Annotated in this window: 8 protein-coding genes; 6 read left to right on the forward strand and 2 right to left on the reverse strand. The window is 74.7% G+C overall.

What is annotated here, in order from left to right:
- Window positions 1-1950: AAA family ATPase (locus L1885_RS16375; RefSeq protein ID WP_235797856.1), on the forward strand; the 1950-nt coding region annotated here is incomplete at its 5' end.
- Here the strand turns inward: L1885_RS16375 and L1885_RS16380 are convergent.
- Complete coding sequence (locus L1885_RS16380; RefSeq protein WP_235797857.1) at window positions 1931-3493, reverse strand: purine-cytosine permease family protein; 1563 nt, start codon at window positions 3491-3493, stop codon at window positions 1931-1933. The genes L1885_RS16375 and L1885_RS16380 overlap by 20 nt on opposite strands.
- A 138-nt stretch (window positions 3494-3631) precedes the next feature.
- On the opposite strand from L1885_RS16380, the gene ftsY reads away from it, so the two are divergent.
- Window positions 3632-4855, forward strand: coding sequence for a signal recognition particle-docking protein FtsY (gene ftsY, locus L1885_RS16385; protein ID WP_235797858.1), 1224 nt, complete (start codon window positions 3632-3634; stop codon window positions 4853-4855).
- A gap of 204 nt (window positions 4856-5059) precedes the next feature.
- Here ftsY and L1885_RS16390 read toward each other — a convergent pair whose 3' ends face one another.
- On the reverse strand, window positions 5060-5743 hold the full coding sequence (locus L1885_RS16390) for a bifunctional DNA primase/polymerase (protein ID WP_235797859.1): 684 nt from the start codon (window positions 5741-5743) through the stop codon (window positions 5060-5062).
- 420 nt (window positions 5744-6163) lie between these two features.
- Here L1885_RS16390 and nsdA point away from each other — a divergent pair, with 420 nt between their 5' ends.
- The 4 genes from nsdA to L1885_RS16410 form a co-directional block, all read left to right on the forward strand.
- Complete coding sequence (nsdA, locus tag L1885_RS16395) at window positions 6164-7660, forward strand: transcriptional repressor NsdA (protein WP_268984156.1); 1497 nt, start codon at window positions 6164-6166, stop codon at window positions 7658-7660.
- Between the two features lie 320 nt (window positions 7661-7980).
- Window positions 7981-9261: an ammonium transporter gene (locus L1885_RS16400; RefSeq protein WP_372481957.1), complete on the forward strand. Its 1281-nt coding sequence runs from the start codon at window positions 7981-7983 to the stop codon at window positions 9259-9261.
- Window positions 9258-9596 carry a P-II family nitrogen regulator gene (locus L1885_RS16405; RefSeq protein ID WP_235797860.1) on the forward strand — a complete coding sequence of 113 codons (339 nt, stop codon included), beginning with the start codon at window positions 9258-9260 and terminating at the stop codon, window positions 9594-9596. Before L1885_RS16400 ends, L1885_RS16405 begins: the two co-directional genes overlap by 4 nt.
- Window positions 9586-10611: [protein-PII] uridylyltransferase family protein (locus tag L1885_RS16410; protein ID WP_235797861.1), on the forward strand; the 1026-nt coding region annotated here is incomplete at its 3' end. The genes L1885_RS16405 and L1885_RS16410, both read left to right, overlap by 11 nt.

A 10611-nucleotide genomic window follows, 5' to 3' on the forward strand; every position in this document is an offset into this window, starting at 1 on the left:
CCCCGCGCCCAGGGGACCGCCGGCGACGCGGACGCCCAGGGCGCCGGAGCGCCGGCCGCCCCCGGCGCGGCGGACACCGCCGCCTTCCCGGCCCGGGACACCGCCCCGGCTCCCGCTCCCGCCGGCATGGTTGTGGGGGAGCCCGTCCGCGTCCAGGACCTGGTGAGCGGCCCGCCCGGACTTCTCGCCGCGGTGGCGCGGCTGGTGGCGGACATGGTCGCCGTGAGCACGCTGGAGGAGGCCGAGGAACTCCTGCGCGTCCGGCCGGAGCTGACCGCGGTGACCGCCGACGGCGACGTCCTCGGCGCGCACTTCGCGCACGGCGGCTCCGCGGGCGCGCCCAGCCTGATCGAGGTGCAGGCGTCCGTCGACGAGGCCGCGGCCGACATCGAGCGCCTCACGGTGCGCTGCGGGGAACTCGCCCGCGCGCAGCACGAGGCGGCGGACGCCAGGACGTCGGCAGCGGCCCGGGTGGAGGAGCTCGGGGAGCGGCGGCGCGCCGCCGACCGGGAGAAGTCCGCGGTCTCCGGCCGGCTCGGCAGCCTCGCCGGCCAGGCGCGGGGCGCCGCCGGCGAGGCCGAGCGCGCCGCGTCCGCCGTCGCCAAGGCCACCGAGGCCCTGGAGCGGGCCACGGCCGACGCGGAGGAACTCGCGGAACGGCTCCTCGTCGCGCAGGAGTCCGCCGCCGAGGAGGGGGACGACGACCCCGACACCTCGGTGCGCGACCGGCTGGCGGCCGACGGCGCCAATGCCCGGCAGACCGAGATGGAGGCGCGGCTGCAGGTCCGCACCCACGAGGAGCGGGTGAAGGCGCTGGCGGGCCGCGCGGACGCGCTGGACCGGGGCGCCCGCGCCGAGCGCGAGGCGCGGACCCGCGCCGAGCAGCGCAGGGCGCGGCTGCGCCACGAGGCCGCGGTGGCGGGGGCCGTGGCCGCCGGCGCCCGCCAGCTGCTCGCGCACGTGGAGGTGTCCCTGACCCGGGCCGAACGGGAACGGGCGGCCGCCGAGAGCGCCAAGGCCGAGCGGGAGCGGGAGCTGGCCCAGGAGCGCAACCGGGGCCGCGACCTGAAGTCGGAGCTGGACCGGCTCACCGACTCGGTGCACCGCGGCGAGGTGCTGGGCGCGGAGAAGCGGCTGCGGATCGAGCAGCTGGAGACGAAGGCGCTGGAGGAGCTGGGCGTCGAGCCGGCCGGGCTCGTCGCCGAGTACGGCCCCGACCAGCTCGTGCCGCCGTCGCCGCCCGCCGAGGGCGAGGAGCTGCCCGAGGACCCGGAGCACCCCCGCAACAGCCCGAGGCCGTTCGTGCGCGGCGAGCAGGAGAAGCGGCTGCGCGCCGCCGAGCGGGCCCACCAGCAGCTCGGCAAGGTCAACCCGCTGGCCCTGGAGGAGTTCGCGGCCCTGGAGGAGCGGCACAACTTCCTCTCCGAGCAGCTCGAGGACCTCAAGAAGACCCGGCTCGACCTCCTCCAGGTCGTCAAGGAGGTCGACGAGCGGGTCGAGCAGGTCTTCACCGAGGCGTACCGGGACACGGCCCGCGAGTTCGAGGGCGTCTTCTCCCGCCTCTTCCCCGGCGGCGAGGGCAGGCTGCTGCTCACGGACCCGGAGAACATGCTGACCACCGGCGTCGACGTGGAGGCCCGGCCGCCGGGCAAGAAGGTCAAGAGGCTGTCGCTGCTGTCCGGCGGCGAGCGCTCGCTGACGGCCGTGGCCCTGCTCGTGTCGATCTTCAAGGCGCGCCCCAGCCCGTTCTACGTGATGGACGAGGTGGAGGCGGCGCTCGACGACACGAACCTCCAGCGGCTGATCCGGATCATGCAGGAGCTCCAGGAGAGTTCGCAGCTGATCGTCATCACGCACCAGAAGCGGACGATGGAGGTCGCGGACGCGCTCTACGGCGTGTCCATGCAGGGCGACGGCGTCTCCAAGGTGATCAGCCAGCGCCTGCGCTGACCTGTCCCGGGCCCGGCCGCCGGACGCCCGCAGCGGCGGCCCGCCGCGCCCGCCGGCGGCGCGTGCCCTCGCGTGCGCCCGAGGCGGTGCCGGGCGCCGCCGCGCGGCCCGCGCCCGGTGCCGTCCCCGTCCCGCCGCCCCCGTCCCGGTCCGCCGGGCGCGCACGGGGCAGGACGGCGTACAGCCCGGCGCCGGTGAGGATCGTGGCGACCCAGCCGAGCCCGCCGCGCCCGACCCAGGTGGAGGCGAGCGGCCCCGTGAACCACTCGACCCGCGTGAACAGGGCGCCCACCGCGAGCGCCGCCCCCCAGGCTCCGACGGCGGAGGGCGCGAAACCGGCGCGGTACCAGTAGCCGCCGCCCGGGCCGCGGGCCGCCAGCGCCGCCGGGTCGTAGCGCCGGCGCGTGGCCATGTCCGCGCCGAACACCCCGGCCCACGCGGCGAAGGCCACCCCGAGCAGGGAGAGGAACGACAGGAACGCGTCGAGGAAGCTCGCGGCGAGCAGCATGAGCGCCGCCCCGAGGACCACGCTGGCGATGGCGTTCAGGGCGACGGCGCGGGTCCGGGACACGCGGATGCCGACGGCCTGCGCCATGAAGGCCGCGGAGTACATCGACAGGGAGTTGATCAGCACCATCCCGGCGAGCGCCGTCACCAGGTACGGCACGGCCAGCCAGGTCGGCAGCAGGCGTCCGATGAACGCGACCGGGTCGCTCGTGGCCGCGAGCCCCGGCGCACCGGCCGCCAGCACCGCGCCCATGGCCAGCAGCGGCACGGTCACGACCAGCGCGCCCCCTGCGGTGCGCGCCACGACCGCGCGGCCCCGCACCTCCCGCGGCAGGTAGCGCGTCAGGTCCGGGCCGGTCGCGGCCCAGCTCAGGCCGCCGCCCGCGAGCGTGCCGACGGCGGCGACCACCGCCGCCGGCGACCCCGCCCGCCGGCCGAGGACGGCGGACCAGTCGGCGTGGCCCGCCAGGTACGCGAAGACCGCCACGCTGAACGCGGCGAAGAGGTACGACGCCCCCCGCGCGCACCCGCGCAGCGCCAGGATGCCGAAGGCGGAGACCAGGCAGCTCGCGGCGACGAACACCACCAGCGCGGCCACGTCGAGCAGGGCCCCGCCGCGCACACCCGCCAGCAGGCGCGCCACGGTCAGCAGCGCGTACGCGCCCGTCACCGCGTTGGCGATCTCCCAGCCGCAGCGGGCGAGCCAGATCAGCGCGCCCGGCAGCAGGTTCCCGCGCTGCCCGAACACGGCCCGCGACAGTGCCATTCCGGGTGCGCCGCCACGCTTGCCCGCGAGCGAGATCAGGCCGACGATGCCGAACGAGAGGGCGGGCGCGACGGCGGCGACGACGAGGACCTGCCACAGGGCCAGCCCGTCGGAGACGACGAAGCCGGCGCCGACGGTGACGAGCAACACGGTGATGTTCGCCCCGGCCCAGGTGGGAAAGAGGGCACGCACACGTCCGGTACGTTCACCGTCCGGCACGGGATCGAGGCCGCGCGTCTCCACCGTGCTGTGCGAGGGGGCACCAGACATCGAAATAGGTTAGCAAAAGGTATAAATCGCCACGTCTTGCGCCATGTGACCGTCGGATGATCGTTCCATGCTCCTTCGCCCGGCCCGGGAGCGGCCGTGCCGGGCCGGGCGTGCTCGTGGCTGATACTGGGGAGCGTTATGGAACTCGTCATCCTTGTCGTAGTCATCGCAGTGGTCGTCATCGGCGGCCTCAGCGGGCTCGTGGTCGGCCGCAGCCGCAGCAGGAAGAAGCTGCCGCCGCCCCCGCCCGCCTCGCCCACCATCACCGCCCCGCCGGCCGAACCGCACGTCGGCGACGAGGCCGAGACCTCGCGGGACGAAAAGCGCCGCACGATCGAGGAGGTCGACCTCCCCGACGGGGCGACGGCGACCGAGACCCCGGTCGCCGTCGAGGACCCGGTGGTCGGGCTCGCGCCCGCGCCGCCGCTGGAGGTGCCCGAGCCGACCGCCGGCCGGCTCGTGCGGCTGCGCGCCCGCCTGGCCCGCTCGCAGAACTCCCTCGGCAAGGGCCTGCTCACGCTCCTGTCGCGCGAGCACCTCGACGAGGAGACCTGGGAGGAGATCGAGGACACGCTGCTGACCGCCGACGTCGGCGTGAAGCCGACACAGGAGCTGGTGGAGCGGCTGCGCGAGCGCGTGCGCGTCCTCGGCACCCGCAGCCCGGAGGAACTGCGCACCCTGCTGCGCGAGGAACTGATCACCCTGGTCGGCGCCGACCTGGACCGCGAGGTCAAGACCGAGAGCGGCCTCGACACGCCGGGCGTGGTCATGGTCGTCGGCGTCAACGGCACCGGCAAGACCACCACGACCGGCAAGCTGGCGCGCGTCCTTGTCGCCGACGGCCGTTCCGTCGTGCTCGGCGCCGCGGACACCTTCCGTGCCGCGGCCGCCGACCAGCTCCAGACCTGGGGCGAGCGCGTCGGCGCCCGTACCGTGCGCGGGCCCGAGGGTGGCGACCCGGCGTCCGTCGCCTTCGACGCCGTCAAGGAGGGCATCGCCGAGAGCGCGGACGTCGTCCTCATCGACACCGCGGGCCGCCTGCACACCAAGACCGGCCTGATGGACGAGCTGGGCAAGGTGAAGCGGGTCGTCGAGAAGCACGGTCCGCTCGACGAGGTGCTGCTCGTCCTCGACGCCACGACCGGCCAGAACGGGCTGGTGCAGGCGCGCGTGTTCGCGGAGGTCGTGGACATCACCGGCATCGTGCTGACCAAGCTCGACGGCACCGCGAAGGGCGGCATCGTGGTGGCCGTCCAGCGCGAGCTGGGCGTCCCGGTCAAGCTGGTGGGACTCGGTGAGGGCGCCGACGACCTGGCGCCGTTCGAGCCGGCCGCGTTCGTGGACGCGCTGATCGGCGACTGACCTCGGCCCCGGTCCCGGCCGCCGGCCGGACGCCGGGCCGGCGGGGCCGTGACGGAAGGGCGGGCGACCCGGTGGTCGCCCGCCCTTCGTCGTGCCCGGCCCTTCGTCGTACGCCGCGCGCCGTCCTGCACGTACGCCGCGCCCCGTCGTGCGCGTGCGCCGCCTCCGGTGCGGCCGTCACCCGGCGCGGCGTGCCGGCGGCCGTCAGGCTCCGCGCCGGGGCCGCGCCCGTCCCACCCGGTGGCAGGTGTACGCGAGGGTGCCGAGCAGCAGCCGCGCGGGCGGCACCGCCGGCGCGTCCGGCGAGGGCGGCCGCAGCCAGTGCGCGGGTCCGTGCGTGCCCATCGGGGAGGGCGGCGCCACCACGTGGGCGCCCTCTCCCAGCCCGGCGAGATCGAGGTCCGCGTCGTCCCAGCCCATGCGGTACAGCAGCGTGGGCAGCTCGGCGGCCGCGCCCGGCGCCACGAAGAAGTAGGCCCGGCCCGTCGGCGTCGCGAGGACGGGGCCCCGGGGCAGGCCCATACGCTCCAGGCGGGCGAGCGCGTGCACACCCGCGCCGAGCGCGACGTCGATCACGTCGAACCGGCGGCCCGCCGGCAGCAGCACGGCGGCACCCGGAACCTCGGACCACGCCCTCGTGACCTCGTCGAGCGTCGCGCCGGCGCGTACACCGGGGAAGAAGCCGAGCGGATGCGCGCCCGGCCGCGCGCAGAGCAGGTCGCCGCAGGAGCAGGCGCCCGAGGCCGAGGCGCGTGCGCCCGCCAGGACGTCCCAGCCCCACAGGCCGGTGTACTCGGCGACCGCGGTGCACTCCGTGGCGCGACCGCGGCGGCGCGATGCCGATCGCAGCTCCCGGATGTCCCGGATACCGCCGATGGTGAAGCCCATGCCCCCTCCAACGGGTCGAGCGCGCCGGTGGTTACGACTCGCAGTCTGCCCGTGACACTCCGTTGTCGACGGGGCGTCGGCGAGGGGGTGAGGAGGTATTGGGGGTGGTGCGAGTCGCTTCGCGCGCCCCGGTGCACCTCATTGACTCGGCCCCTGGCCGCAGCCTGTCAAGTGAATCGCGTCCGCTCCGGGGCGAGTTCAGTCGAAGGGGTGGCGAATGGTGGCGATTTCGCGAGGAATGCTGAATCCCCTAGCTGGAGGGGTGATCGTAGGATTACTTTCAGTGCACGAGTCGGGGAGAAGGGGTGTTCTCGTGAGTATGCCGGAGGCACTTCGAGCGGCTGTTCGAAGGGTGAATCTTCGGACGCGGCGCCCCGGAACACGGCATCCTTACAGCGGCTCGCGCGACGGATCGAGCGGATGGGGGCGTTCCAGGTGAGCGGCAGCGGCGCAGACGAGGCGGGCACGGGCAAACGCCCGAACGACCTGCTCGGCTCCTGGTTCGCGCGCAGCGGCTGGTCCAAGGGCGAACTCGCCCGCCAGGTCAACCGCAGGGCCCGCCAGATGGGCGCCCACCACGTGAGCACCGACACCTCCCGCGTGCGCCGCTGGCTCGACGGGGAGCAGCCCCGCGAACCCATCCCGCGCATCATGTCCGAGCTGTTCTCCGAGCGGTTCGGCTCCGTCGTCGCCGTCGAGGACCTCGGACTGCGCAGCGCCCACCAGTCGCCCTCAGCCGCCGGGGTCGACCTGCCGTGGGCCGGGCCCCAGACCGTCGCGCTGCTGAGCGAGTTCTCCCGCAGCGACCTCATGCTGGGGCGCCGCGGCTTCCTCGGCTCCTCACTCGCCCTGTCCGCGGGCCCGGCCCTCGTCGAGCCCATGCAGCGGTGGCTCGTGCCGACGCCCGGGGGCGGCGAGCCGGCGGCGCCCCCCGGGGAGCAGCCGGCCGCGCGGCGCACCCCCCGCCTGTCCGGGCCCGAGCTGGAGCTGCTGGAGTCGACCACCGCGATGTTCCGGCTCTGGGACGCGCAGTGCGGCGGCGGCCTGCGCCGCAAGGCCGTCGTGGGGCAGCTCCACGAGGTCACCGACCTGCTCCAGGAACCACTGCCCGGGGCGACCTCGCGCCGGCTGTTCACGTGCGCCGCGGAACTCGCCGAACTCGCCGGCTGGATGAGCTACGACGTGGGCCTCCAGCCCAACGCACAGAAGTACTTCGTCCTCGCCCTGCACGCCGCCAAGGAGGCCGGCGACCGCGCGCTCGGCTCGTACATCCTGTCCTCGATGAGCCGGCAGATGATCCACCTCGGCCGCCCCGACGACGCGCTCGAACTCGTCCACCTCGCCCAGTACGGCAGCCGGGACTGCGCCACCGCCCGCACCCAGGCCATGCTCCACGCCATGGAGGCGCGCGCGTACGCGGGCATGGGCCAGCCGAGCAAGTGCAAGCGCGCGGTGCGGATGGCCGAGGACACCTTCGCCGACGCCGGCGAGCAGGGCGAGAGCGACCCCGACTGGATCCGCTTCTTCACCGAGGCCGAACTGCACGCGGAGAACGCCCACTCCTACCGCGATCTGGCCTACGTCGCCGGCCGCAGCCCCGCGTACGCCTCCCTCGCGGAGCCCGTCATGGAGCGGGCCGTGGAACTCTTCCAGCAGGACGAGGACCACCAGCGCTCCTACGCGCTCAATCTCGTCGGCCTCGCCAGCGTCCACCTCCTCAAGCGCGAGCCCGAGCGGATGGCGGCCCCCGCCAGGGCGGCGCTGGACATCGCCCGCTCCATCCGCTCCGAACGCGTCAACACCCGGCTGCGCAAGACCGTCGACCAGGCCGTACGGGACTTCGAGGACGTCCCCGAGGTCGCCGAGCTGGGCGAACTGCTCGGCCCCCGCTTCCCGGAACGCGCGGAAGCGGTCTGATACCCCGGCCGCGGTGCTCACCCCGTACCGCCCGACACGGCTCCCCCGCCGACAGGACAGCAGGGTGACACCGCGGCCGGTCCACGTCCCGTCCCGCGTCCGGCCCGCACCGGCCCGCGCCCGGAACTCCGCCGGGAGCGGGGCGCAGGGGCAGGGCGCGGCGGGGGTTCACCGCGCCGTAACACCCCGCTCATCTTCGTCACCGCCCCGAAACACGGGGCGCGCCCACCGGTAACGGCCCTGCGCGAGCCTCCTCACCATAGGCGGCCCGTACGAAATGTCCGACAGGGCCGATCCGACCGACGGAGGGGACGCCGGCCTTGAATGGTGCAGATACCGCGTTCGTACTGATCAGTGCAGCACTCGTCATGCTGATGGCGCCGGGACTGGCGTTCTTCTACGGCGGCATGGTGCGGGTCAAGAGCGCCCTGAACATGCTGATGATGTCCGTCATCTCCCTCGCCGTGGTCAGCGTGCTGTGGGTGCTCTACGGCTACACGCTGGCCTTCGGGGACGACGCCGGCGGCGTCGGGCTCATCGGCAACCTCAGCCACCTCGGCATGAACGGCATCGATCCCGAGACGCTGACCGGCAAGGGCGGCATCCCGGTGCTCGCCTTCGCCTTCTTCCAGCTGATGTTCGCCGTGCTCACGCCCGCGCTCATGAGCGGGGCGCTCGCCGACCGCGTGAAGTTCAGCGCCTGGACCCTGTTCATCGCCCTGTGGGTGACGGTCGTCTACTTCCCGATCGCGCACTGGGTGTGGCAGTCCGGCGGCTGGCTGTTCAAGCTCGGCGTCATCGACTTCGCCGGCGGCACCGCCGTCCACATCAACGCCGGCATCGGCGGACTGGCCGCCGTCCTCGTCGTCGGCAAGCGCATCGGCTTCAAGAAGGACCCGATGCGGCCGCACAGCCTGCCGCTGGTCGTCATAGGGGCCGCACTCCTGTGGTTCGGCTGGTTCGGCTTCAACGCCGGCTCGGCCCTGGCCGCCAACGGCACCGCCGCCAACATGGCCTTCAACACCCAGATCGCCACCGCCGCCGCGATGATCGGCTGGCTCGCCTACGAACGCGTCAAGCACGGCGCGTTCACCACCCTCGGCGCCGCGTCCGGCGCCGTCGCGGGCCTCGTCGCCATCACCCCCTCCGGCGCCGCGGTGAACGCCTGGGGCGCCCTGCTCATCGGCGTCGTCGCCGGGGCCGTCTGCTCCTGGGCCGTCAGCCTCAAGTTCAAGCTCGGCTACGACGACTCGCTCGACGTCGTCGGCGTCCACCTCGTCGGCGGCGTCATCGGCACCCTGCTCGTGGGCGTCCTCGCCACCGGCGGCGTCGCCGGCCTCACCCAGCTCGGCAAGCAGGCCGCCGGAGCCTTCTCCGTCATGGCCTACTCCTTCGTGGTCTCCTGGCTGCTCGCGAAACTCGTCGACAAGACGATCGGCTTCCGCGCCTCCGAGGACGACGAGATCACCGGACTCGACATGACCCAGCACGCCGAGTCGGCGTACGACTACACCGGCGTCGGCGGTGCGGCCGTGCACCGCGGCGGCGCGCCCGCAGCCGACCGCGCGGCAGCGGCGAAGACCCCGAAGGTGGACGCATGAAACTCATCACCGCCGTCGTGAAGCCGTACCGGCTCGACGAGGTCAAGGAGGCCCTCCAGGCCTTCGGCGTACAGGGACTGACCGTCACCGAGGCGAGCGGCTACGGGCGCCAGCGCGGCCACACCGAGGTCTACCGGGGCGCCGAGTACACCGTCGACCTCGTCCCCAAGGTGCGCATCGAGGTCCTCGTCGAGGACGGCGAAGCCGACGACGTCGTGGAACTCGTCGTGAAGGCCGCCCGCACCGGCAAGATCGGCGACGGCAAGGTCTGGACCGTGCCCGTCGAGACCGCCGTGCGGGTGCGCACCGGCGAACGCGGCCCCGATGCCCTCTGAGGACGCCGCCCCGCCGCCGGGTGCCTCCTACGCGGGCGACCGGCTGCGCCTCCTCCAAGAAGGGGCGCGGTCGGGCCGCCCGCGGCGCGAGGCCCTCGCCGCGCTGACCGACGACTGGCTCCGGCACCTGTTCGACGCCGCGGCCGCCCGCGCCGGTGTCCGGGGAGCCGCCCTGGTGGCCGTCGGCGGCTACGGGCGCGGCGAGCTCTCCCCGCGCAGCGACCTCGACCTGCTCCTGCTGCACGACGGCGCCCCCTCCGCCGCCGTGGCGGCGCTCGCGGAGCACCTCTGGTACCCCGTGTGGGACCTCGGCCTCGCCCTCGACCACTCCGTGCGCACTCCCGCCGAGGCGCGCCGGACGGCCGCGGACGACCTCAAGGCGCACCTCGGACTCCTCGATGCGCGTCCGGTCGCGGGCGACGCGGCGCTCGCCACCGCGCTGCGCACCACCGTCCTCGCCGACTGGCGCAACCACGCCGTGCGGCGCCTGCCCGAACTGGCCGAACTCTGCCGCGAGCGCGGCGAGCGCCACGGCGAGCTGCGCTTCCTGCTCGAGGGCGACCTCAAGGAGTCCCGTGGCGGCCTCAGGGACGCCACCGCCCTGCGGGCCGTCGCCGCCTCCTGGCTCGCCGACGCGCCCCGCGAGGGGCTCGCCGGGGCCCGCACCGCGCTCCTCGACGTCCGCGACGCCCTCCACCTCACCACCGGACGCGCCGGCGACCGGCTCGCACTCCAGGAACAGGACGCCGTCGCCGCGGCGCTCGGGCTGCCGGACGCGGACGCGCTGCTGCGCCGGGTCTACGAGGCCGCCCGCACCCTCTCGTACGCCTCCGACGTCACCTGGCGCGAGGTGCAGCGCGTCGTGCGGGCACGGTCCGCGCGCCCCCGGCTGCGCGCGCTGCTGGGCGGCGGCGCGAAGCGCGCAGCCGAGCGGACGCCCCTGGCGGACGGTGTCGTGGAGCAGGAGGGCGAGGCCGTCCTCGCCCGCACCGCGCGCCCCGAGCGGGACCCCGTG

Origin of the sequence: Streptomyces fuscigenes, from assembly GCF_021556455.1 — a bacterium.
GTDB lineage: Bacteria > Actinomycetota > Actinomycetes > Streptomycetales > Streptomycetaceae > Streptomyces > Streptomyces fuscigenes.

What these genes read in the sequence shown, in the direction of transcription:
- L1885_RS16405 (WP_235797860.1), top strand. Translation starts at nt 9,258, where the DNA reads ATGAAACTCATCACCGCCGTCGTGAAGCCGTACCGGCTCGACGAGGTC.
- L1885_RS16390 (WP_235797859.1), bottom strand. Translation starts at nt 5,743, where the DNA reads ATGGGCTTCACCATCGGCGGTATCCGGGACATCCGGGAGCTGCGATCG.
- L1885_RS16380 (WP_235797857.1), bottom strand. Translation starts at nt 3,493, where the DNA reads ATGTCTGGTGCCCCCTCGCACAGCACGGTGGAGACGCGCGGCCTCGAT.
- nsdA (WP_268984156.1), top strand. Translation starts at nt 6,164, where the DNA reads ATGGGGGCGTTCCAGGTGAGCGGCAGCGGCGCAGACGAGGCGGGCACG.
- ftsY (WP_235797858.1), top strand. Translation starts at nt 3,632, where the DNA reads ATGGAACTCGTCATCCTTGTCGTAGTCATCGCAGTGGTCGTCATCGGC.